The sequence below is a fragment of the Parabacteroides massiliensis genome (assembly GCF_900155425.1).
GTDB lineage: Bacteria > Bacteroidota > Bacteroidia > Bacteroidales > Tannerellaceae > Parabacteroides > Parabacteroides massiliensis.
In genome coordinates this window covers 277,333-300,207 of record NZ_LT700190.1, presented here as the reverse complement: position 1 = coordinate 300,207, position 22,875 = coordinate 277,333, and the positions used below count along the sequence as shown (strand labels likewise).

The 22,875-nt window shown below is 38.7% G+C and carries 23 protein-coding genes and 1 pseudogene; 10 read left to right on the top strand and 14 right to left on the bottom strand.

Translation table 11 applies throughout. The features are described from left to right. The first annotated feature begins 7 nt into the window (after nt 1-7). Nucleotides 8-270, top strand: a pseudogene (locus BQ9893_RS22430) (hypothetical protein). Nucleotides 271-422: 152 nt separating this feature from the next. Here the strand turns inward: BQ9893_RS22430 and BQ9893_RS08420 are convergent. The 3 genes from BQ9893_RS08420 to BQ9893_RS08410 are packed head-to-tail and all read right to left on the bottom strand — an operon-like array spanning nt 423 to nt 2,413. Beyond that, nucleotides 423-1,013 (bottom strand): hypothetical protein, encoded by a 591-nt coding sequence (locus BQ9893_RS08420; RefSeq protein ID WP_022061992.1) that lies wholly within the window; start codon nt 1,011-1,013, stop codon nt 423-425. Then, nucleotides 991-1,341 carry an STAS-like domain-containing protein gene (locus tag BQ9893_RS08415; RefSeq protein ID WP_005785662.1) on the bottom strand — a complete coding sequence of 117 codons (351 nt, stop codon included), beginning with the start codon at nt 1,339-1,341 and terminating at the stop codon, nt 991-993. Before BQ9893_RS08415 ends, BQ9893_RS08420 begins: the two co-directional genes overlap by 23 nt. Then, nucleotides 1,334-2,413, bottom strand: coding sequence for a hypothetical protein (locus tag BQ9893_RS08410; RefSeq protein WP_005785664.1), 1,080 nt, complete (start codon nt 2,411-2,413; stop codon nt 1,334-1,336). Before BQ9893_RS08410 ends, BQ9893_RS08415 begins: the two co-directional genes overlap by 8 nt. 115 nt (nt 2,414-2,528) lie before the next feature. Between BQ9893_RS08410 and BQ9893_RS08405 the strand changes: the two genes are divergently transcribed. From BQ9893_RS08405 to BQ9893_RS08380, 6 genes are all read left to right on the top strand, one after another. After that, complete coding sequence (locus BQ9893_RS08405) at nt 2,529-2,738, top strand: helix-turn-helix domain-containing protein (protein ID WP_005785666.1); 210 nt, start codon at nt 2,529-2,531, stop codon at nt 2,736-2,738. Between the two features lie 123 nt (nt 2,739-2,861). After that, nucleotides 2,862-5,690 (top strand): type I restriction endonuclease subunit R, encoded by a 2,829-nt coding sequence (locus BQ9893_RS08400; RefSeq protein WP_005785668.1) that lies wholly within the window; start codon nt 2,862-2,864, stop codon nt 5,688-5,690. A gap of 17 nt (nt 5,691-5,707) precedes the next feature. After that, nucleotides 5,708-6,649, top strand: coding sequence for a DUF4268 domain-containing protein (locus BQ9893_RS08395; RefSeq protein ID WP_005785670.1), 942 nt, complete (start codon nt 5,708-5,710; stop codon nt 6,647-6,649). Between the two features lies 1 nt (nt 6,650). Continuing rightward, complete coding sequence (locus BQ9893_RS08390) at nt 6,651-8,204, top strand: type I restriction-modification system subunit M (protein ID WP_005785673.1); 1,554 nt, start codon at nt 6,651-6,653, stop codon at nt 8,202-8,204. Nucleotides 8,205-8,222: 18 nt separating this feature from the next. Beyond that, a complete protein-coding gene (gene rhuM / locus BQ9893_RS08385; RefSeq protein ID WP_005785675.1) occupies nt 8,223-9,635 on the top strand; it encodes a virulence RhuM family protein in 1,413 nt (470 codons plus the stop codon). Nucleotides 9,636-9,643: 8 nt separating this feature from the next. Then, entirely contained in the window at nt 9,644-10,798 is a 1,155-nt protein-coding gene (locus tag BQ9893_RS08380; protein ID WP_075965645.1) for a restriction endonuclease subunit S, read from the top strand. Here BQ9893_RS08380 and BQ9893_RS08375 read toward each other — a convergent pair. After that, on the bottom strand, nt 10,791-11,312 hold the full coding sequence (locus BQ9893_RS08375; protein ID WP_005785678.1) for a restriction endonuclease subunit S: 522 nt from the start codon (nt 11,310-11,312) through the stop codon (nt 10,791-10,793). The two genes, BQ9893_RS08380 and BQ9893_RS08375, sit on opposite strands and share 8 nt — an antisense overlap. A gap of 19 nt (nt 11,313-11,331) precedes the next feature. Between BQ9893_RS08375 and BQ9893_RS08370 the strand changes: the two genes are divergently transcribed. Then, nucleotides 11,332-11,907 (top strand): restriction endonuclease subunit S, encoded by a 576-nt coding sequence (locus BQ9893_RS08370; protein WP_080598087.1) that lies wholly within the window; start codon nt 11,332-11,334, stop codon nt 11,905-11,907. Here BQ9893_RS08370 and BQ9893_RS08365 read toward each other — a convergent pair. Beyond that, nucleotides 11,900-13,093 (bottom strand): restriction endonuclease subunit S, encoded by a 1,194-nt coding sequence (locus tag BQ9893_RS08365; RefSeq protein ID WP_234151046.1) that lies wholly within the window; start codon nt 13,091-13,093, stop codon nt 11,900-11,902. The two genes, BQ9893_RS08370 and BQ9893_RS08365, sit on opposite strands and share 8 nt — an antisense overlap. Before the next feature lie 61 nt (nt 13,094-13,154). Between BQ9893_RS08365 and BQ9893_RS08360 the strand changes: the two genes are divergently transcribed. Then, a complete protein-coding gene (locus BQ9893_RS08360) occupies nt 13,155-14,081 on the top strand; it encodes a tyrosine-type recombinase/integrase (protein WP_005785684.1) in 927 nt (308 codons plus the stop codon). A 185-nt stretch (nt 14,082-14,266) separates the two neighbouring features. On the opposite strand, the gene BQ9893_RS08355 is transcribed toward BQ9893_RS08360, so the two are convergent. The 7 genes from BQ9893_RS08355 to BQ9893_RS08325 all read right to left on the bottom strand — a co-directional run bounded on the left by BQ9893_RS08355 (nt 14,267) and on the right by BQ9893_RS08325 (nt 20,640). Next, nucleotides 14,267-14,665 (bottom strand): hypothetical protein, encoded by a 399-nt coding sequence (locus tag BQ9893_RS08355; RefSeq protein ID WP_005785685.1) that lies wholly within the window; start codon nt 14,663-14,665, stop codon nt 14,267-14,269. A gap of 34 nt (nt 14,666-14,699) precedes the next feature. After that, nucleotides 14,700-15,641, bottom strand: a complete 942-nt coding sequence (locus BQ9893_RS08350; protein ID WP_032528828.1) for a relaxase/mobilization nuclease domain-containing protein — start codon at nt 15,639-15,641, stop codon at nt 14,700-14,702. Further along, nucleotides 15,631-15,939, bottom strand: coding sequence for a MobC family plasmid mobilization relaxosome protein (locus tag BQ9893_RS08345; RefSeq protein WP_005785689.1), 309 nt, complete (start codon nt 15,937-15,939; stop codon nt 15,631-15,633). Before BQ9893_RS08345 ends, BQ9893_RS08350 begins: the two co-directional genes overlap by 11 nt. Nucleotides 15,940-16,070: 131 nt before the next feature. After that, nucleotides 16,071-17,156: a DUF6371 domain-containing protein gene (locus tag BQ9893_RS08340; protein WP_005785691.1), complete on the bottom strand. Its 1,086-nt coding sequence runs from the start codon at nt 17,154-17,156 to the stop codon at nt 16,071-16,073. Nucleotides 17,157-17,271: 115 nt separating this feature from the next. Then, complete coding sequence (locus BQ9893_RS08335) at nt 17,272-18,657, bottom strand: IS110 family RNA-guided transposase (RefSeq protein WP_075964355.1); 1,386 nt, start codon at nt 18,655-18,657, stop codon at nt 17,272-17,274. Between the two features lie 259 nt (nt 18,658-18,916). Continuing rightward, nucleotides 18,917-20,263, bottom strand: coding sequence for a DUF3987 domain-containing protein (locus BQ9893_RS08330; RefSeq protein WP_075966084.1), 1,347 nt, complete (start codon nt 20,261-20,263; stop codon nt 18,917-18,919). Between the two features lie 11 nt (nt 20,264-20,274). Then, a complete protein-coding gene (locus BQ9893_RS08325; RefSeq protein WP_005785694.1) occupies nt 20,275-20,640 on the bottom strand; it encodes a helix-turn-helix domain-containing protein in 366 nt (121 codons plus the stop codon). A 284-nt stretch (nt 20,641-20,924) separates the two neighbouring features. On the opposite strand from BQ9893_RS08325, the gene BQ9893_RS08320 reads away from it, so the two are divergent. Then, entirely contained in the window at nt 20,925-21,425 is a 501-nt protein-coding gene (locus BQ9893_RS08320) for a hypothetical protein (RefSeq protein WP_032528829.1), read from the top strand. Nucleotides 21,426-21,444: 19 nt separating this feature from the next. On the opposite strand, the gene BQ9893_RS08315 is transcribed toward BQ9893_RS08320, so the two are convergent. Together BQ9893_RS08315 and BQ9893_RS08310 are read right to left on the bottom strand one after the other, a co-directional pair. Continuing rightward, complete coding sequence (locus BQ9893_RS08315) at nt 21,445-22,326, bottom strand: hypothetical protein (protein ID WP_005785699.1); 882 nt, start codon at nt 22,324-22,326, stop codon at nt 21,445-21,447. A gap of 180 nt (nt 22,327-22,506) precedes the next feature. After that, on the bottom strand, nt 22,507-22,869 hold the full coding sequence (locus BQ9893_RS08310; protein WP_005785701.1) for a virulence RhuM family protein: 363 nt from the start codon (nt 22,867-22,869) through the stop codon (nt 22,507-22,509). Between the last annotated feature and the right edge of the window lie 6 nt (nt 22,870-22,875).

The window sequence follows — 22,875 nt, the reverse complement described above, 5'->3', positions numbered from 1 at the left end:
AAAGACGATGGACAAAAGAAACAAATTGTGGAGATGCCAACAAATGGCTCGTGTGTTTAAGGCTCGTATGATTCTATATGCCGCTTATGGGCATTGTGTTATCCGTGAGGATGGAAACTATTATGAACATCCTCATTGGTTTGAGTTGGCAAAAGACAAATGAAAACTACAGGTACTCCCTGTAGTTGTTGGATGTGTAGAGGATTTGAATATGACCGCAAGGAGTATAAGAAAGAAACTTTGCGTATTATTCGGGAATCAATGGAGTAGACTAAAAATTAGATAACGGAATCTATTATACATAGGTTCAGTTATCTAATTCTATAATGAGTAGAAGTTTTTGTTTGTATCTCCAAAAGTTAAATCGTGTTATTGAACAGTTGATATTAGTATATAAATCGAATATGTAATTAAAAGATTTTTTAAGCTCTATTTATTATTATTTTGAGTTTGAAAAACTCGTCTTGAATTGTTTGTAAATTCTCTTGAATTTCAACGATTCTTTCTGGACTATATGTGATTTTACCTCTTTTAACTTCAATGTCAGGAGGTGATTTAGACATAACAGATGTGTCAGTAAGTAAAGGTTTTAATCGTTTGTAGTTTGTATCTAAAACTTCTTTAATGTCATCCACTTTAAATTCAGATTTTTTGAAAGAATCTATTTTCTTAAATAACTTATGGCGTGTTATATTGGATTTTGAATATAAGCTTATCACCTCTGTATAGGTTGTACTATTCAATTTATTTCCAAGTTCGACTAGTGGAGATTCGGTGTTTTCTACCTGAGAAATAAACATCTCTTTTTCTATTCGAACATCTTGTACTTCTTTCTCTAGAACTTTTGATATATAAATTGCACAACCTATGGTTAAAAATAGCGATATTGCATCTATTATAGATATTTCCTTGTTTAAAACAAAATATCCCCAATCAATCAGTTTACCACAACAACATCCAATACTGAATATTATAATATAGATAATTATGTTAATGATTTTGTTCTTTTTCATAGGCATCTTCAATATAATTATCTACTTCTTCTTTATAATCAGGATCTTCGTCTGAAATTATAATAAGTGTTTGTTTGAGAATATTGTAATTTATATGGTCTCTCCTAATTAGACCTCCGAAAGATTCTTCCAAAAAAGATGTACCTAAACCAGCAGTGCCGTCTAAGTCAACAATTAGCTTTACATTCATTTCTATTGCTTTTTTCAGTGCAGGATGTAGAACATTTTGTCTAAATTCTTGACCGGAATAATCTCCTTCTTCAGGATAACGAGCACCCGGAATACGACTGAAATCTGTCGCGATTTTTATTATAATATCTTTATTCATAATTTATGTTTACATTGTTAAAATTCAATTCCCAATGGATAAATGTTCCAGCAAACGAATTGTTTAATTTGACATTTGTACCTGCTGTGTATTCAACTTTAGCATCGTTTGCTATAACAACAACGTTTGCAATCTTGTTGTCTTCACACGCTTTAAATAAGCATGGAAGACCCTTACCTCTATAATACTTACCTGTTGATGTCTTATGAATTTCTCCCTTAAGTAGCAGAGAGAGCATTTCTGCATTATTTTGCGGATTGAATAATTCACGGATCTTTGGTATAATATTATAAAACTTACCATGTTCATCATTACGTAAGCTATTAATTATGCCAACGCCATAATCTATAAATGAAAAGTATGCTTTCTTTAACTTTTCATCATATTGTACAGTTGTCCACCAATGATGTAAGCCCTTTGAATCAAAAGAAGCATGATTATTTGTGTTTTGCATGAGTTCAAGAAAAACTCTTTGAACCCCCAAACATCTTCTTTGCTTACCCCATATTAAATTGGATATTTCTGAAATAATTTGATCTGCTAGACTAGAGTCTACTACTTTTCCTGCATGAGTTAGGACTTTGTTCCTGCAAAACGCATAATTAGGTTCATTGCTTATATTTCTTTTATACAACTGATCAAAAAAACCAGAATCAACCAATGCTTTATTTGCATTCTTATTTTTAGGGAAATTTCCATTAAAATCAATATGATTGTATTTGAATTTAGTCATTATTGATAAGAGGACGACAATAGCCCCATGAGCTATTGTTTCTACATCTGTTAAATTGACAAATACCTTACTTCGATTCTTTAAGCATTTTTCGATTTTTGCTATGAATTTTAGTGATTCTTCTGTGTTTTCGATTAGTGAAAAGTTCGAAGGAGCCTTTATTTTAGAATAATCTTTAAATCGATTTTCTAAAATATATTTCTGACGTTCTTCTTTTGATTTCCCTTGAAGGTAACGCCTTTTGTTTTTCTTTTTTTTCTTTGATATAATCCGTCTTAATTCTTGCTTTTTGGCATGATTAATAAGGATTTTCTTTTCTCTTTCTGTTAATATTTTCATATATCAGTTATACACATTTTTATGTGTGTTGTCTATTGGGATGACAAAAGTACAAAAATAATCCCAGTTGTCGAATATAATTCACTATATTTGCACTATAAAATCGTATCAAAGAATGAAACTGAATAGAATAAAAGCAGTCCTTTCGGAAAAAGGCATTTCTCAAACGTGGTTAGCCAAACAGTTGGATAAGAGTTTTAGCATGGTCAATGCCTATGCGTGCAATAGGATTCAACCTAATTTGGAAACGCTTCAGCGGATTGCCGAGATTCTACAGGTTGATTTAAAGGATTTGATAACCGATAAAAAGGAAAGACTACAATAGAATTTAAAGCGATTTCGGTGGTCTTAGATGTATTTAATCTATATAAGATTGAAAATACACTGAATGTTAGAATACTAAATAGTAAGATAAAAATGTTGTAACTACTCATAATAAGGCAAGGATATGTCAACACAAAGTGAAGCGGCATTGGAAGCCGGACTGATAGCCACTCTTCTACAAATGGACTATGAATATGTCCAAATCGTAGAAGAGGATAATATGTATGCCAATTTTAAACGACAGTTGGAGGTTCATAACCGCAAACGACTGGAGGAACATGGGCGTAGCGAGTTTACAACAGAAGAATTTGAAAAGATTCTTATATACCTTGAAGGTGGTACTCGCTTTGAAAAGGCAAAGAAACTCCGTGACTTATATCCGCTTGATACGGCTGATGGACAGCGTATATGGGTGGAATTTCTAAATAGGCAGCAGTGGTGTCAGAATGAATTTCAGGTTTCCAACCAAATCACGGTGGAAGGACGTAAAAAATGCCGTTATGATGTGACGATTCTAATTAATGGTTTGCCACTTGTGCAGATTGAATTGAAACGTCGTGGCGTGGAACTTAAACAGGCATACAATCAAATACAGCGTTATCACAAGACTTCGTTTCACGGATTGTTTGATTATATCCAGTTGTTTGTTATATCCAATGGTGTTAACACTCGCTATTTTGCCAATAATCCAAATAGTGGGTATAAGTTCACATTCAACTGGACAGATGCCGCCAATCATCCATTCAATGAATTGGATAAGTTTGCTGTATTCTTTTTGGAAAAATGTACACTTGGCAAAATCATAGGAAAGTATATCGTGCTGCATGAGGGTGACAAGTGTTTGATGGTACTTCGTCCTTACCAATTCTATGCGGTAGAGAAGATTTTGGATCGTGTACAAAACTCCAATGATAATGGTTATATCTGGCATACAACAGGTGCTGGAAAAACATTGACCTCATTCAAGGCCGCACAACTTGTATCAGAATTGGATGATGTGGATAAGGTGATGTTTGTTGTTGACCGTCATGACCTCGATACTCAGACGCAATCGGAATACGAGGCGTTTGAACCGGGTGCAGTGGATAGTACCGACAATACGGATGAACTCGTGAAGCGACTTCAAAGCAATTCCAAAATCATCATAACCACCATTCAAAAACTTAATGCGGCAGTTAGTAAGACTTGGTATAGCAGTAAGATTGATGCTATCCGTCATTCACGCATCGTGATGATTTTTGATGAGTGTCACCGTAGTCATTTCGGGGATAGCCATAAAAAGATTATGAAGTTCTTTGATAATGCCCAGATTTTTGGCTTTACGGGAACACCTATCTTTACTGAAAATGCAGTGGATGGACATACGACAAAAGAAATTTTCGGCAATTGTCTTCATAAATATCTCATCAAAGATGCTATTGCTGATGAAAATGTGCTCGGCTTCCTCGTGGAGTATTATCACGGTAACGAGATTGTAGATAACGATAACCAAGCTCGTATGGAGGAGATAGCAAGATTTATCCTTAACAACTTTAATAAATCTACATTTGATGGAGAGTTTGACGCATTGTTTGCTGTGCAGTCTGTTCCTATGCTTATCCGCTATTACAAGATTTTCAAATCATTGAATCCTAAAATCCGTATAGGTGCAGTATTTACATACGCAGCCAATAATAGTCAAGATGATGAACAGACCGGTATGGGAACGGGAAAATATGTCAGCGAAAATGTGGGCGAAGCAGATGAACTGCAATCCATTATGGATGATTATAATGAAAACTTTGGTACATCTTTTACCACAGAGAATTTCCGTGCTTATTATGATGATATCAACCTGCGCATGAAAAAGAAGAAAGCGGAAATGAAACCGCTTGACCTTTGTCTTGTCGTGGGAATGTTCCTTACAGGCTTTGACAGTAAAAAGCTGAACACGCTTTATGTGGATAAGAACATGGAATATCACGGGTTGTTGCAAGCGTTCAGTCGTACCAACCGAGTGTTGAACGAGAAGAAACGATTCGGTAAAATCGTATGCTTCCGTGACCTGAAAAACAATGTTGATACGTCTATAAAACTGTTTAGCAATTCCGACAATCCTGAAGATATAGTACGTCCTCCGTTTGAAAAAGTAAAGCAGGAGTACAAGAGTTTGGCAACAGATTTTCTGCAAAAATATCCAACGCCAAGTAGTATAGACCTTCTGCAAAGTGAAAATGACAAGAAGAATTTTGTACTTGCGTTCCGTGACATTATTCGTAAACATGCAGAAGTTCAGATATACGAAGATTACAGCGAGGATGCTGAAGACCTCGGTATGACCGAACAGCAGTTTAACGATTATAAGAGTAAATACCTTGATATTACAGTTGGGTTTATTGATCCACCTGCTACACCGTCAACTGTTGCGGAAGATCCTGCCCCATACGGGAATAATCAAGGGCTGGAAGACATTGATTTCTGTCTTGAACTTCTGCATAGTGACATTATCAATGTGGCGTATATTCTTGAACTCATTGCGGAACTTGACCCATATAGCGATGATTATTCAGAAAAGCGCAAGCATATCCTTGATACAATGATTAAGGATGCTGGAATGCGAGGCAAAGCAAAACTCATCGACGGCTTTATTCAAAAGAATGTAGATGAAGACAAGGAAAACTTCATGAATGGGCGCAATAGAGCAGATGGAACAAATGAATTAGAGGAACGTTTGAACCAATATATTGTGTCAGAACGCAATAAGGCTGTAAGTGATTTGGCTAATGATGAACAAATTTCTGCCGAAGTGCTTAATCTTTACATAAAAGAGTATGACTATTTGCAAAAAGAACAGCCTGAGATTATACAAAAGGCATTGAAAGAAAAGCATCTCGGTCTTATCAAAACTCGCAAGGCTTTGACGAGAATTATGGAAAGATTGCGTAGTATTATAAAAACGTTTAATTGGGAATAATTAAAAGTTATTCAATCATGAAATTAGGTAAACTGGAGCAGATAACAGACCTTCGTTCTGTCTGGAAACATGAAGCCAAAGATTTTACTCCTTGGCTTGCAAAAGAAGAGAATTTGGAAATTCTCAGCGAGGCTGTAGGTATTGATATAGTCGTTGAAGAACAGGAATCCAATGTAGGCGATTTCAGTGTTGATTTATTTGCGACAGAGGAGGGGACGGGACGACGGATAATCATTGAGAATCAGCTAGAGGAAACAAATCATGACCATCTTGGCAAAATCATAACGTATGCTTCAGGTAAAGAAGCTGAAGTAATAATTTGGATTGTCAGAAAAGCACGTGACGAGCATAAACAAGCAATAGAATGGTTAAATCAGCATACGGATGACAAGTTCGAGTTTTTCTTAATAGAAATAGAATTGTGGAAAATCAATGATTCAGAACCTGCACCTAAGTTCAATATTGTAGAACGACCTAATACTTGGGCAAAGGCAATGAAAAAGACAGCAGCACTTTCAGAAACAGAAAACTTGAAATTAGCATTTTGGGAAAAGTTCAACAACGAAGCTCCAAAACACTCTGCCTTTATAAGGGAATTTAAGCTGCGTAAACCACAAGCTCAGCATTGGTATGACCTAGGTTTAGGATCATCAGCATATCATCTTTGTATGACATTAAATACTAAAAATAATTGTTTGTCAGCTGGATTGTATGTTAATGAGGACAAGGATATCATTACCCGATTTAAGTCAAATGAAGAATTGGTATCTAAAATATTAGGGATTATAAATCCTAATGAAATAGAATGGCGACTAGATGAAAATAAAAAGGCAAGTCGTTTCCTTATTCTTCATCCTATGGGGGATATGAATGATAAAGATAATTGGGATAATGGATGTGCATGGCTTTGTGATATGTGTGTAAAAATCAAACAAGTAGTAAAAGAAATACTAAAATAATATGAGCGAAGAATTACAGCAGAAACTCCGTGACCAACTTTGGGAGGTTGCAAATCGTTTGCGTGGTAATATGTCGGCAAGCGACTTTATGTATTTTACATTAGGTTTCATCTTCTATAAGTACTTGTCGGAGAAAATAGAGAAGTATGCCAACAATGCCTTGGTGGATGATGAAATAACCTTTAAGGAATTGTGGGAAATGGATGATACAGATGCGGTTGAACTACAAGAAGAAGCGAAAAATCAATGCTTGGAGAATATTGGTTATTTCATAGAACCAAAATTTTTGTTTTCGTCAGTAATTGAGGCTATCAAGCGTAAAGAAAATATCTTGCCTATGCTCGAACGTTCATTGAAGCGTATTGAAGACAGTACGTTGGGACAGGATAGTGAAGAGGATTTTGGCGGATTGTTTTCGGATATAGACTTGGCATCGCCTAAATTGGGCAAGACAGCTGACGATAAAAACACGCTCGTTAGTAACGTTCTTCTTGCATTAGATGATATAGACTTCGGAGTAGAGGCATCGCAGGAGATTGATATTTTGGGTGATGCTTACGAATATATGATTTCGCAATTTGCCGCAGGAGCCGGGAAAAAGGCTGGAGAGTTCTATACTCCGCAGGAGGTCAGCCGTATCTTAGCAGAAATTGTTTCCATCGGACACCAGCGTTTGCGCAATGTATATGACCCTACTTGCGGTAGTGGCTCGTTGCTTCTTCGTGCTGCCAATATCGGAAATGCAGTTGATATTTATGGACAGGAAAAGAATCCTACAACTTATAACCTTGCCCGAATGAATATGTTGCTTCATGGCATCAGATTCAGCAACTTCAAGATTGAGAATGGTGATACACTTGAATGGGATGCGTTTGGTGATACTCAGTTTGATGCTGTAGTTGCAAATCCTCCGTTCTCTGCAGAATGGAGTGCTGCCGACAAATTCAATACTGATGATCGTTTCAGCAAAGCAGGAAGGCTTGCACCACGTAAGACTGCCGATTATGCTTTTATCCTGCACATGATTTATCACTTGAACGAGGGCGGTACAATGGCTTGTGTTGCTCCGCATGGTGTACTATTCCGAGGAAATGCGGAGGGCGTTATCCGGCGTTTCCTTATAGAAAAGAAAAACTATGTGGATGCTATTATAGGATTACCTGCAAATATTTTCTATGGCACAAGTATTCCGACTTGTATTCTTGTTTTTAAGAAGTGCCGTAAAGAAGATGACAATATTCTGTTTATTGATGCAAGCAAGGAATTTGAAAAGGTAAAGACTCAGAACAAGCTCCGCGAGCAGCATATCCAAAAGATTGTCGAGACTTATCGTGACCGCAAGGAAATAGAAAAGTATAGTCACCTTGCCTCTCTTCAAGAAATAGCCGAGAATGATTACAATCTGAATATTCCCCGTTACGTTGATACCTTTGAAGAGGAAGAACCTATCGACATAAAGGCTGTAATGGCAGAGATAAAGGAGTTGGAAGCCAAACGTGCTGAACTCGACAAAGAGATTGAAGTGTATCTGAAAGAATTGGGACTGGTAGAATAGTTCAGAAAAGTAATAGCAATGGGTGAAAATGACAACATACCTCAGATGACACCTTCATTTGAGAATATATGCCGCAAGGATGAAAACGGGAATGAATACTGGAGTTCTCGTGACCTTTGTGGTGCGATGGGTTATTCTGCTTATTGGAAATTTCAACGAGTCATAGATAAAGCCATTAAAGTAGCCGGAGAAAAAGGAATGAATGTGGACGAGCATTTCAACCAAGCGGTTGATATGGTCAAGATAGGAAACGGCTCATTTCGCAAGGTAAATATATTCCGACTCTCTCGTATGGCATGTATGATTATTGCGGAAAATGCAGATGGCAAAAAGTTGCTCGTCCAACAGGCACGAGGCTTTTTCTCACAATCTGTCTCAATGGCTGAACTTATGCATAATTCGCTAAGTTCTAATATATTGTTGTATAAAACAGCACAAGGAGAGGCACGTGTAGAAGTCATTTTCAATAGCGAAACATTCTGGATGTCACAAAAAAGGATGGCGGACTTGTTTGGGGTTGATGTCAGAACCATAAATTATCATCTCGGACAAATTTACGAAACAGGAGAACTTTCCAAAGAGGCAACTATCCGAAAAATTGGGATAGTTCAAACAGAAGGAGACCGGGAAGTGGAACGTATGCCGCTATTTTACAACCTCGATGCTATTGTTGCAGTGGGGTATAGGGTAAACAGCTATCAAGCTACTCAATTCCGCATTTGGGCTACTTCAGTGTTGAAAGAGTTTATCATTAAAGGATATGCCCTTGATGATGAGAGACTAAAACAGGGCAAACATTTCGGGAAAGACTATTTTGACGATTTGCTTGAGCGTATTCGTGAAATACGCACCTCAGAGCGCAGATATTACCAAAAGATAACTGACATTTATGCAGAATGTAGTGCGGATTACGACCCGAAATCAGAAGACACAAAGTTGTTCTTCAAGATGGTACAAAATATGATGCACCTTGCCGTTACTCATCATACGGCTGCGGAAATTATCTATCAACGGGCTGATTCCGAGCAACCTTACATGGGACTTACCACGTGGAAGAAAGCTCCTGACGGAAGAGTGCAAAAGTCTGATACCATCGTCGCAAAAAATTACCTGTCAGATTCTGAATTGTCCCAGTTGAATCTTATCACAACTGCTTTTCTTGATATGGCAGAATCACGTGCTGCACGTCATATTGTTTCAACTATGGATGATTGGAAGAAGTTTCTTCAACAATATCTTGCAACGATGGATTACGAGCCGTGCGATACAGCCGGAAAAGTGACACAAGAGGAAGCAAGAGATAAGGCTTATAGCGAATATGAAAAATATAAACTGATTCAAGACAAATCATACATATCGGATTTTGACCGTTTTAATGATGGAAATGATGAAACTCCGTTACTTCCATTTGACTTGAATCCTACAAAATAATAACAACTATGGCAATAGATAATAAAGATAAAAAAATCCTCAATGTTCCCCCTTTGAGATTTCCAGAGTTTACGGAGGAGTGGAAAGCAGAGCAATTAGATAATATTGCTACTTTGTCAAAAGGAATTGGAATATCCAAAGAACAACTTTCTGAGGATGGCGAGCCATGTATCCTATATGGTGAATTATATACTAAGTACAAATCCGAAATCATCAAGCAAGTTGAAAGTAAGACTGATATTAACGGTTCTAAACTTAAAAGGAGTAAAGCTAATGATGTAATCATTCCTTGCTCTGGTGAAACTGCCGTTGATATTGCCACTGCACGATGTGTCCCATTTGATAATATTCTATTTGGAGGTGATTTGAATGTCATTAGCTTGCATCAATACGATGGTGCATTTATGAGTTATCAGTTGAATGGTAAGCGTAAATATGATATTGCAAGAGTAGCGCAGGGTGTATCTATTGTTCATCTATACGGAGAACATTTAAAAGCAATTAAAACCTACAATCCAACTTTACCCGAACAACAAAAAATAGCCAAATTATTATCACTTCTTGATGATCGTATTGACACCCAAAACAAAATCATTGAGAAACTGCAGTCCTTAATCAAAGGAATTGCACAGCATTGCATTAAAGAATCAACAAGTGGAAACACATATGTAAAACTTGGTGATATTTGTCAAATTACAACAGGGAAACTTGATGCAAATGCACAGGTAGATAATGGGATTTATCCATTTTTTACTTGTGCAGAACAACCATTCAAAATTGATAGCTTCGCTTTTGATACAGAAGCTTTACTAATCTCTGGAAATGGTGCTAATTTGGGATATATCAATTATTATAAGGGAAAGTTTAATGCTTATCAAAGGACTTATGTATTAGACTTGTTCTCCGAAAATATCCAATACATTAAATGGGCGTTAAAAGTACTGCTACCCAAAAGAATTGCAATAGAAAAGAGTTCAAGCAACACTCCTTATATAGTGCTATCAACTCTCACGGATTTAAGGTTGCCTATACCTTGTAAAAGTAAGCAAAGTTTCATCGCAAACCTAATGCAATCTTTGGAAAGAAAACTATCAAATCAAATCGCACAGTATGATTCCTATAATTATTTGAAGCAATACTTGCTCCGCCAGATGTTTATATGAACATTTGACGGAGTAGATACTGCTTTTGACCTATATAAAGATTTAATACTTTATGATTAATATCTATTTTGTCTTGAATTTTATCAAAAATAATTGCCTTCTGTTTTTGTTCAGAAATAGTGGGCAATGTTATTTTTAACTTTTCCAATGGAGTACGTACTATTTGCGGCTGTCCAGAGCCAGAAATAATACTATTGAAGTTATACGCAGAAAGATAATGATATAAATATCTCTTACACACCTTATCTTGATACTTATCTGTATTTATCACCATTGCATTTCCAGTTATCCAAGACATTGGTTTTGTATAATTTACCATACCACAAGTATTTCCACGGCAAGTTATACAAATTTGTTCCGTTTCATGATTGTAATCCTTATATTTGCCAATAATCCCATTTGCCCCATATACAAGAAAACCATCTTCTGTTAATTCTGTTGAAGATATTGTTTGCGGCTGATATATTTGTGCAATTTCGCTTAAATACACGTTATTGCCATAAACTCTTTGCATACAACATACTCTTAGTCCTTTGATTAAGGATTGTAAAGTTTGTAGGTCTGCGATTTCAGAAAGACTTTTCAAAAGCGTAAAAGGTTTTACTGTTCTACTGTCTGATCTATGTGACATTGTTAAGGGTAAACAAATCAATGGGGAAAATCTCTCTGATAGTGGTAATTATTATGTAATGAATGGTGGTACAGAGCCATCTGGCTATTATGACAATTACAATGTAGAAGCCAGTACTATTTCAATAAGTGAGGGCGGAAACTCTTGTGGGTATGTACAATTCAACACCTCACCATTTTGGAGCGGTGGTCATTGTTATTCCATTCAAAACATTGCAGACAAGGTGGATAATATGTACTTGTACCATTATCTTAAATCGAATGAGGATGCCATAATGAAACTGCGTATAGGTTCTGGCTTACCCAATATTCAGAAGAAAGACTTGGCAATGTTCAAAATAATAGTACCAAAAATTGAGTGGCAAATAAAAATCTCAACTTTTCTGTCATCGCTTGAAAGAAAAGCCGAGATTGAAGAAAGAATACAGAATGTCATGCAGAAACAAAAGCTATATCTATTGCAACAGATGTTCATATAAACATCTGGGCAAGGAAATATTGCTTCTGCATGGTTAGCAATGTTAGTTTCCGCTGCTCATTAATGATGTACTCATCGTATGAGTGTAATATTTTTGCGACCAAAAGAATGTTATTGACATTCGAGGAATATGGTAATACATAGCTTTCTACATCCCCTTTGCCAATATTCATTTGGGCAGCACCTTGACCACAAGCAATCATACTATTTTCAAATCTTTGAGAAGATAAAATTTGATATAGAAACTCTTGATTTACATTTTTCGCAAGTTGTAACAAACCAACTCGTTGGTTGAGCAAATAGTCTCCATCCTTACAAAGAGAAACACGCCCAACATTACCCGTAAGAGAGATTAAAATATCTCCTTCTTTTAAAACTTGGTGGTCTTGTATATCGTTCGGCAAGTTGATTATGCAATTGTAATCTTCATCGTTTATATATCGCTCGCCAGACACATTTGTTATTGTGAGGATTTTCCATTTGCCCAGTGCATTATACTTGCCACTCTGGAATGCGTAACCATTTTTCAATGTCGCAATATTCGACAAGCATATAGTAGTTTCTAACAAATCTTTGCGTGCGAACAAATGTTTACTAATCGCAGACTTTAGTTTCTTCAAGTCCTCAATGATTTTGTTTTGAGTTATTATGCGTTCATCTAGTAGTCTGAGGAAATGGGCAACTTTCTTTTGTTCAAAAAGATCCTTTGGAAGTTGTATTGTTGTCGATGAAAGTATCGGTGTATTTATTGAGGGCATAGTTTGCCCCACAGCACGGTTACGAATATCTCGCTTGACAGCTTCAGTAGATAACGCATAATGTAGAAACAGAGAATCAATATCATACTTCGGGCGGACTCTCAAAACTCTACCCGAGAATAACCATCCATTTTGCTCAATACCAACATGGGCATTTATATCAACTGACCCGACACGAGAAAACACAATGTCGTTAGTTTCAAGTCTGTATCCTTTTAAGCGTATATAATCCTCGTTAGACACTTGTGGTATTCCGAATTTGTCAGAGGGCATTAAACCCGTTTTGAAATGCTCGGTTGTTACTATTGGTATTCCATTTTCGACATAATCTTCAGCATGTAGTACGCTTCCAAAAGGTCCATTTTTTATATCTCCGATATTTCCGATAGTCGTACATTTCCACTCCCCACTAAACTCTGGAAATCTCAAAGGGGGAACATCTGGGATTTATTATTCTCTAATTATATGTACAACATATTAATATACGATTATGGGACAGAAAACAATTAGAGAAATCTCGGTTGCATGGAAAGAGTACAAGCAACCTTATGTGAAGCAGTCCACAATGGCTGCTTATGTGCTTATCTTGGAAAATCATATTCTTCCAAATTTTGGAGAAAGCGATACACTCCATGAACAGGCTGTGCAAGAATTTGTTTTGCAGAAAATAGAGAATGGACTGAATGTGAAATCCGTAAAAGACATTTTGATTGTACTGAAAATGGTTATGAAATTCGGCGTAAAAAATGAATGGATGGATTATCAAGAGTGGGACATCAAATATCCGTCTTCTTCAACAACCAAAGAATTGGAAGTACTATCGGTTGCTAATCACAAGAAAATACTCAATCATATTCAAAGTCATTTTTCCTTTGCTGGACTGGGTATCTACATCAGTCTTTGTACCGGACTTCGTATAGGGGAAGTCTGCGCTTTGAAGTGGAGTGACATCAATGTTTCAGAGGGAACGATAACAGTCAATCGTACAATTGAACGGATTTACATTATTAATGGGACGGAGAAATATACCGAGCTGGTTATCAACACTCCCAAGACACAAAACTCATGTCGGAAAATTCCTATGACAAAGGACCTTCTTGCAATGGTAAAACCACTGAAGAAGGTCGTTAATGAAGATTTCTATGTTTTGACTAATGATGAATATCCAACCGAGCCTCGTACTTACCGTAATTATTACGGCAAATTAATGGCGAAATTAGGTATTCCCAAATTGAAATATCATGGCCTGCGCCATAGCTTTGCCACTCGTTGTATAGAAGCTGGCTGTGATTACAAGACCGTTAGTGTATTGTTAGGACATTCCAATATTTCGACCACTTTAGACTTATATGTTCATCCCAATATGGAACAGAAAAAGCGTTGTATTGCGAAGGTCTTTAAGTCGTTGGGGAAATGATGTAATATGTAGAGCGAAATAACCTGATACAGTAATTTCTTCGCTCTCAATCATTGCATATATTATGAGAAATGTAGTAATAACACTTTTATTGCCAACATTCATAATAGAGGAATCAGCTCATTAGGGCACATCGAAAAAGAAAAGGAGAGGAAAAATCCCCTCCTTAACTCTAAAACCATGTCTCAGACATTCAAATCCTTTAGTGCTAATGCATAATTGGGACAAAAACCGTCCATGATACACTTTAAGCCAAGTGTCTGATAATACTTGTAGTCATCATCTTCGGTGCAGAGGTATTTGTAACCGTAGCGTGGCATGTACTCCTTGAAGAACCGAGCCAAGTCTTTCAGGTTTTCTTCTTGGTTCTCCTTGAAGTTACTACGCACAATGATGATAGACCAGTCGGGGAAGTTGCCTCTTCCACAGCTATACTCCCAGAAGCGGATATAGCAGTCTAAGTCACGTTCCCGAATGTCCATACAAAAGCCGTTGGCATGTGGCATCACGCTACAGCTTTCTCTGTAGCCAAATTTCTCACACAAGTAGAGATTGAAATCAAGAATTAAATCTTTTTGTACCATAAATAATTGAATTTAAGATGTTAATAATAATGGATTATAAATGAAAGCCTCGCTTGCGCTTAGTCTTTTTCTTTTTCATCAGGCGATTGAACTCTGCTTCTTCTGCGGCAGTGGCATCGTAGGACGAGTTCCCGTTTAGCAAACCGAGACTGATGCCAAAGCCATCATCGGAATGGGAAACGCTTGGCTGTACCTCTTCTTTCTGTTCTCTGAGTTTCTGTTTGGCTGACTCCAACAAGGATGCACAAGCATTCTCTTCCAGTCGGTTGTCGATATTCAAGTAGCTGAACTCTCGACCTACTTTTGAACCGGAAAAAGAAAAGCCGTTATGTTCAAATTTGACACCTTGTATTTCTCGTGTAGTCCGGCTGACCTTGAATTTCATATCAATGTCACGGTCGGCAAGCGCATCTTTCAAGTCTTCCCAACTATAAGCTTTGGGCAGTTCTTCTTTCAATGCCTTGTATATCTCGTGCTTTGCCTTGTCGTAGGGGCGCAAGCGTTCCTCTTTGATATGGTCTTTACCATTGGCAAAGTGCAAGCGATATTTGGCGGTCAGCATTTTGCAGACTTTCTCATTCCTACGGAAATCGTTCTTGTCGCTAATCGTCTTGCCGTTATTATCCACTCGGTTGAAAACGATATGACAATGCGGATGCTCACGGTCGATATGCCGGGCAATGATGTATTGCGTGTTTTCAATACCCATCAGTTTCATATAGTCGTGTGCTATGCTCAGCATCAAAGCATCATCGGACTTTAATCTTGCACTGTCTTCCGGTGAGAAGTTGAGCGAAGTGTGTCCGACAATATTCTTTACCTTGTCGTTGAGTAAGGCTTGTAGCTCAAATTGCTCTGCCATCTGTTCGGGTGTCCCTTCTATTCCGACCGCTTCCAATAGTTTGGATTTTTCCTCTTTGAGGACATAGCGGACGCATCCACCGAACGATGTCCCTTTAGTCTGTTTACCTATCATCTTTCAGCTGTTTTATAAGTTGATTAATGTGCTGAGCCATTTCTTCGCATCTGTCCGCAACAGCAAAGAAACCGTAGGTGTTCGCTTGTCTTGCCAACTGATTGAGATTGGTACTTTCACCAATCAGTTGCCGGATGATGTGAATATGCTCTTGCGTGATTCGTTCACGAACTGAACCGTTCTCGATGAGCGAACGGATGACTTCGCTTTGGGTTTGCTTACTCCGTCTGCAAAGCGCACCAAGCCATGCGTGTTGCTGATATGACAGCCGGAGTGTTATTGTATATTTCTTTTCCATGTGAATTGTTTTTAGTGAATAATTTGTGACCATCGGGAGCTGCCTCCTCTGACTTTTTGAGGAGCAAGTGGTCGGGAAATGTAATACACCGACATTAACTTGCTACAGTAAAAAAGTCTCGATTTCTCTCCCTAAGTCCAAAGTCTGAATCCTCGTTTCTTAGGTGGTGAAACCTTCGGTCGTGGAGTGCCTTGTTGTACGCTGACGAGCTTCAAACCGAATGTCTCTATCAGTGTTTTTAAGACAGGATTTCTCTTAATCATCTGCTGAAGGATGGCTTCGTCGGGCTTCACTTTGAGCAGATAATCGGCTATGTCGTATCCCTCTTTTCGCTCTTTTTCGTTGGCATGGGCTTCCAGATAATCGAACATCTGCACTTCAATTCCATATCTTTTCATCAAACCGATTTTGCTCTGCCAATAGTCTGTCGCTCCCAAATCGGGAAATAATACAACGGTTCTTCCAGCCAGAACGGATAGGCTGTTGGCATTGAAGCAACCGTTCTTTCCACCGGATGCTATCCATAGGAATTGCGGTAGATAGTAGGAGGCAACGAGTGCCGTTTTCTCGCTTTCGACCAGTGCAACAGGACGGCTTTTGTCTTCAGAAAGCAGATGCTCTCCGAAGAAACATTGCTTCAGATTATAATCGCCTTTGTGCAGTACGGAGTGTACCCATGTGACATGATTGTATGGCTCTTTTATCCGCTTGCCAGTTTCGGAATTGTAAAGCATTATCTTACCCGTGCGGACTTTATTCTGATTGTCCGTCTGCCAGAATACGGTTGCACCGTCCCAATATTTGGATGTACCAACCTTGTATTTCTTCATGAGTTTTAATGTTTCTGTTTCTCCGAACTGAGCCGATAGAAATTGAAACAACTTGTTCGTAGGATAGCCACGCAATGATTGGTTGACTATATCCAAATCTATGTAGGATGTGGCTATTGGTTGTATCTCTTTTATAGGTGCATAGTTTCTGAAACTATTCTCTGCGAGCTTATCTTTTTCTGACGGATTCTGCTCAAAGTAATCACGAGGCGTGAAGTGATAACCGCATTTCTGCTCATGGTCACAACGTCCTACATACTTTGGGAATTGGATTTGCTTCTCTGTATCAATGTACTTGGAAAAGCATCTTTGACGGTGACAGTTCGGGCAAGTATGCCGAGTGCTGATACCTTTGTAGGGTTCTAATATGAATCTATGTGTACTCATTGTATGTTTCTTTTTAGGTGTGTCACTTTTGTCGTTATTGTCATTTCTCGTTAGGAAAGTGTCAAAACCGACAAAAATGTCACGGGTTAATCTTTGAATATTCTCCATGTTTCTTCTATGGAACACATGCATTGCCAATTTCTATATGTGTGCCTGTAATTCGTTCTAATTCACGTTTGTATCTTGTAATCCGTTTTTCGAGTAATACTTTCTCGTCTATACCTACTCTTTCCGGATTATAAGTTGTTTGGTTTGCAACCATGGCAAAGAATATCTCGGCTACCTTGTGGGCAGTGGCAATGACTGCGGCTTTACCTCCGGCCCGTGAACGTATTCTGCGGTAGAAGTTCCCCAATTGGTTCTTCGCATTGGCGAGCGAAGAAGCGATACTTCTAAAAATCAACCCGACATTGTTCCGACGGTGTGGCACGTGGCTTGATATTCTTTTTCCTCCTGATATCTTGGTGTTCGGTGAGATGTTGCACCAACAGCAGAACTGTTTGGAAGACGGGAACTTCCGGGTAAAGTCGTGCCCCAGTTCACTCATCAGTTCAAGTGCGGTCAGGTGGCTTATGCCCGGTATCTCAAAAACGTTCACTCCCCACATTTCGTATGCTTTCCTTTCCACGTCGAAGCTCACGGTATGCCTGGTCTTTTTATAATCGCGGCGTTTTTTTGCCGGGCTATATGAAGTATCTTCCACTTTGGCAACCTCCGCACGGTAGTTTTCCATGAGTTTCTCCAGTTCTGCATCGCACTCGCCAAGTTGGGTACAATAATGTTTGAAAGTATCATAGTTTTGTCTGAGGACAAACATGAGGTCTTCTTCCCAGTTGCCCTCAAGTGCCTTGGCTATTTCCTCTTTCGGGGTTTTGCACTGGATGTCAGCCAATTCCGCAAGTTTCTTGGGGTCACGTTCACCTGCAAGAATGGCCTCGATGATACGTATGCCGGATTTTCCCGTGATGTCAGACAGGACAAGCGTAAGTTTTATATTCATCTGCTGCATGGCTTTCTGCATACGCAGGACCATGCTTGAGGCTTCACGGGAGAGGGTGTCACGATGACGGGTAAGTGTCCTCATCCGTTTGGCGTCGTTGTGCGGTTGGAAACTTGCCTTGAGCAACCCGTACTGGTGCAGCAACATCAGCCATTCGGCATCCGACTCGTCGGTTTTCCTCTCCGTTATGTTCTTCACATCCCTTGCGTTGGTCAATACGACATCCAGCCCGTCCTCCTGAAGACGACAGAACAGCGGTATCCAGTACACCCCGGTGGATTCCATTGCGACTGTCTTTATGCCACATTCCCTAAGCCATGCCGAGATGGCATGCAGGTCGGATGTATATGCTCCGAACGCACGGTTGTTGTCCTTGGAGCGGTCAGCAGGGATGCAGACCTGCATGATACCGTCCGCGATGTCTATCCCAGCCGCATCGGGATTGACTATCCGAAGTTCCGCACCTTTGGCGCTCTTGACTTTTTTTGCTTTCTTTGCCATGGTAATATCGTTACTCTTGTTGATGGATAAATGGCATAAGCCATGTCCTGTCGATGAGCATTCTTCTATACGGCCTCTGACGACCAATCTTCGATTCGCAGGACAAGGAGCCATACTCTTTTGTGGGATTGAAAACCCAAGAAAAAAACGGCTTGCTTCTTATGCCTACAGCAAAGGTAACTAAAAACGTTTCTGCCGCCATAGGCGGCGGAAACGTTCTGTGTTCCACTCTGATTTCAATCAAGACAAAGGCTTGGCTTTACTCTTTTCGGAACAATATCCCGATATTGTCATTGAGAAAGCGTTGAAACGTGCGCTCCTTCATTCCGTTCTGCTCGGCTATCTGTATAGCTTGGGCAGTTGTAAAGGCTGGAGGAAGCAGATTGACTATCGCCTGTTGTTGGCTGTTGAGTGCATTTTCATTGAGTATGTTTTGAACGCTCAATGCGGATTCCTTGAAATACTCCGTCAGTTTAATGGCTCGTTCCACCGTCAACAGGTCGATATAGGTTTTATCACACTCTCCGCAAGTCCATCGGGCTAATTGGATAATCAAGCAGAAGCGGATGATGTATATTTCCAACTTACAATAGATACTCACAATGGTGTCGTTTGTCTCTCGGTCACACAACTCTGAGAAGTGGTGCTGCCATTCATAAAGCCGTTTTTTGGCTTCCTCCGTGAAAAAAAGAATATGCGGTTCTATCTCTCCAAATTCATTGAGAGCGTACTCTTGTTGTATCAGCTTATCAATAATGGCATTCCATTCTTGTTCGATATTCTCCGGCAGTTCCTTGTCATTCCAACGTGCTTTCTGTTGCAGATTGGGCATTACAAACAGAATGCGGTCGATGAATCCATTACTGGAGCGTTCGCCTTTAGCCAGTTCACTGAGAATCTTTTTTTGGATAGTACCGATGACAGAGATATACGGTCGCTTGATGAAGATGGAACTCTTGGCATTCTTGCGGTCGGATATAGTGGTCTTGGCACTGAACACCGACAACCAGAACTGTTCTTCTGAACCGTTGTTGTAACGGTTGAAGTTCTTGAACCAAGCGGACAATTCATCAGCCCATAAGCACAAACCACGTTTATTTTGTGCATGAATCAGACTTAATCCCTCAGGTGTTACATCCGAAATCAAGAAGCGTTTACGGACAGGTTCCTGTGGAAATTGCTCTTCACCGCTTTCTGTGCGTTCTTTGCGGCTCATACTCATCAGTTCATCATACTTTGCAAGTGCTTTTTCAAAGACTTGATTCTGTTGATAGTCGTAATCAAGAAACGGTTTCATTGCAAAACTGAGCGGATGGCTTTTATTCGCTCCCGGTCTTCCAATCAATGCCATATACAGGATAGGACTCTCTATCCAGCCTTGCTTGATTTGAGCAAGATGAGTGTTGCCAATGCCGACTGCTATTGCCGTAAGGATAGCTGCGGCAATGTAGTCAGTCGGGTAGTTATGGCATTCGTGAACCTCATTGATGATGCGTTGGATTTTTGACGGGAATATGCTGACAGGAAAATCAGTACCCGTCAGTCGCATACTTAAATCAACCGCTTCATCAATGATGGATGCCGGATTAATAGAAGATGTATCCATAGTCACAATCATTAAAGTTTCACGGATGATTTGGGCTTATGACGGACACCGCTTTGCATATTTGCCAGCATCTCCTCGTATGTTTGCTCGGAAGTCTTTCTACGCCCGTTCTCAATCCAAGCCAGAAGTTCGTCCTCGTAGAAGTAGAGCTTCTTACCTTTCTTATAGGCAGGAAGTAGCCCTTTGCGTACCAAGGTATAAATGGTAGGCTTGGCTTTTCTGATGATACGGCAAGCATCCTCAATTTCAATCAACACATGTTTGTCTGATGCTGGTGGTTGAAGTTCCGACACCATCCTTTTTAACTCAATGACCTGTTCGGTTAGATAACCTACCGCTTCGGGCAGCTTATCAAATGTTACTGTTTCTTTTTGCATACGTCGCTCGTTTTTAATTGTTCGACGGCAAAGGAAACAGGTGTTTCAATGGTGGAATCATTCACCAAAATATAACTGATGAATAACTTTTTGATGGTGATTGGTAGTGATAATTTATTGATAATAAACAGATAATCAGTGATTACTGGTGTCAATTATGATAGTTGTAGCTTAGAAAGAAGAGTTTTTAGATGAAAAATGTGGAATACAATGATAAATATTAGGATGTAACATTCTAATTGGTAGTTTTTCTGTATTTTTGCAAATAAACAAAGTTTGCCATTATGGATAATATCATTTATAAAATAGGGAATATTAAATATTTATTGGTATTTTCACTCTTACTCTTTTTAACATCGTGTAGTGCAGAAATAGAATCGGCTTCTGCAAATTCGACATCAGCTATTTTAGCAGTATGTGGTGAATATATACTAGCGATATTCTCTTTAATAGTCCTTTTGCTTATTCATTGCATAAGGATTACTGGAGTTGCTATATCTACGTTGGCAATATATATGATTTATAATAATATAAGGATATGGCAATTTGATTCTACCTTGTTCCTATTTATAGGCATTCTATTGATTGTTTTTTCTCTTTGGACTCCTGTTAGATTCTATATTCCGAAAGTCGTGATAGCTAAAAATATAGCAAAAATTGCAAAGCAAGAATCTTCCTCTGATGATTCTCGAAAATGCTTGATATCAGAGATTGTAGTAGGAATTTTAATAGGCATTATTCTGATGATAATAGAACAAAATATAGACTTTACTTTTATCAAATAGTATTTATATAGGGTTATATTCATGCAATCTTTCTATCCAGTTTAATCTTGCACTCAGATTCCGTGTGCGACATTTTGCGCTCAATGGTGGATATTTCCGAATCACGGAGGATATGAGCAAATACTCTTTTTATAAATGTGGCAGTCTGTAGGCGTGGTTTACCGAATGCCTTGCCGATGTTCCAGCCAAAGTGCATGATGTCAATGGTTTTTAATTGAGCATCAACCTTTATCTGTTCAACTTTGGGTAGAGAATCAGAGAAATAGTATTCCGTAATATATCCACATAGGCGATTGAGGTCAGTTTCGCTAAGATAGAGAACCAAGTTCTGTTTCGTATATGTGAGAACCTTATCTAACTTTTCTTGTGATGCTCGCTCTTTCTCTGCCATAGCGTTGGCTCGGAACACCTCATATTCTGTTGGCTGATTGGATTCGATAGATATATTATTGATGCTAGAAGGTGTGGCGTCTTCTTTTGGAAGTTCAGCCACGTCTTCGTTAAGTTCAGGACATGAAAGAATAGAAACTTCTTCTGTGTCAGATGTAGTTTCGATTTCAATTTCGGGATCCGGTTTAGAAATGACGGGGTCTGAATTTATAGTACTTTCGGCAAGTTCCGAGTGTACTATTGAAGTTTCAACCACCACAGCCTTATTGCGGTAACACTCAAATCTCATAAAGCACTTCTCTATTGTTGGTGAAAGGAGTTGTCTGAATACCATTTGCAGATTGAGATAGATTGCACCCATGACAATGGAGCATACCACAAAAATGAGGTAGCTGCTGAACTCATCCCAACCATAGTGTAGTACGGTCTGACGGGCTAAAACACCAATGATAGCGATTGTCCCGAAAACAATCAGATTCAAAGTAATATGTTCTATTTTTTTCTGCTTCATAATAATATATGCTAATCGTTTGTGTGCAAATATATCTCATTAGCAAGATGTATAAATACATTTCCCTGAAAGTGGCAGCATTTGTCACCAAAAGGTAGCATTATTCTAGGTCAACTGTGCCAAAATAGAAAAGAAAAGTCCAACGTAGAATAAAACCAAGTTGGACTTTTAGCAAAGGTATTAGCAATTATATATGTTAGCTGCGCTTATAGGAATAAAGAGAGATATGCCCTTTTGTTTGGAAGCAACTTTACTGATAAGCCATTTTCTGAATGAAGCAGAATGTCCAGTGTCTATTTGATAGGATAGGGCTATAATCATGTTGAGATTATACACATCGGCACTATTCCCATTTTCCAACTTTATACATTGGCAGATGTCATACTTTTTTAAGACATTGGCTTTCAATATTGCTTTTAAACGGGAATTGATTGATCCAACTGTTGTATAGAACAAGTCGGCAATCTCCCAAACGGTCATCCATACTTCTCCATCAGAAATATGGATGCCATGTCCGTTGTTTGTTATGATTCCTCGTTTCATAGCCGT